At 69.5% G+C, this 964-nt stretch carries 1 protein-coding gene; it reads left to right on the top strand.

The features are described 5' to 3' along the window. On the top strand, positions 1–964 hold a 964-nt coding region (gene dprA / locus E1261_RS44925), incomplete at both ends, for a DNA-processing protein DprA (protein WP_238176869.1).

Genomic DNA, 964 nt, shown 5'->3' with positions numbered 1-964 from the left:
GGGCTGGGGCGGGTGATCGAGCCGGGGGATCTGACGGCGCTGAAGGTGTTCGAGGGTGTTGGAGTGGTGGAGATGTGGGAGCGGTTGCGGCGCAAGGAGGTGGGGACGGAGCGTTGGGCGACACGGATGGCAACGGTGGAGCCGGAGCGGGATTTGGAGCGAGCGGCTGCTGTTGGCGGGCGGTTCGTGATGCCGGGCGACGCCGAGTGGCCGGAGCAGGTGGAGGTGCTGGCTGAGGCGGGTCAGTTGACGCGGCGGGCTGGAGTGCCGTTCGGATTGTGGGTGCGCGGGCCGGCGAATCTGCGGCAGGTGCTTGAGCAGTCGGTGGCGATTGTCGGGGCTCGGGCGTGTTCGTCGTACGGGTCGCACGTTGCTGGTGAGTTGGCGGCGGGGTTGTCGGCGAAGGGGTTCGCCGTGGTGTCGGGCGGGGCGTACGGGATCGATGCGGCGGCGCATCGGGGAGCGCTCGCGGCCTCGGGCGTGACCATCGCGGTGCTGGCCTGCGGGGTGGACAAGAGCTATCCGCAAAGCAATTCGGCGTTGTTCAGCCGGATCGTCGAGCAGGGACTGGTGATCAGTGAGTTGTCGCCGGGGTGTTCACCGAGCAAGCTGCGGTTCCTCGCTCGCAACCGCCTGATCGCGGCCGCCAGCCAAGGCACGCTGATCGTCGAGGCAGCAGTCCGCAGCGGCGCCCTGAACAGCGCAGGCTGGGCCGAGCAGTGCGGCCGCCCGGTGATGGCCGTTCCGGGCCCCATCACCTCCCACATGTCCGAAGGCAGCCACGTGCTGATCCGCGAGCGCGACGCCGTACTGGTCACCGACGTCGACGAGATCATCGAAGCCGTCTCCCCACTAGGCAGCGGCCTCACCACCTACCGGCACGCCCCCAAGAACCCCATCGACGACCTACCCCACGACATCCGCCGCACCCTCGACGCCGTCCCCGTCCTGACGCCCGCCCCCA

The organism is Kribbella albertanoniae, from assembly GCF_004348455.1.
In the GTDB taxonomy this organism is placed as follows: domain Bacteria; phylum Actinomycetota; class Actinomycetes; order Propionibacteriales; family Kribbellaceae; genus Kribbella; species Kribbella albertanoniae.
This window is presented reverse-complemented; position numbering and strand designations above follow the sequence as displayed.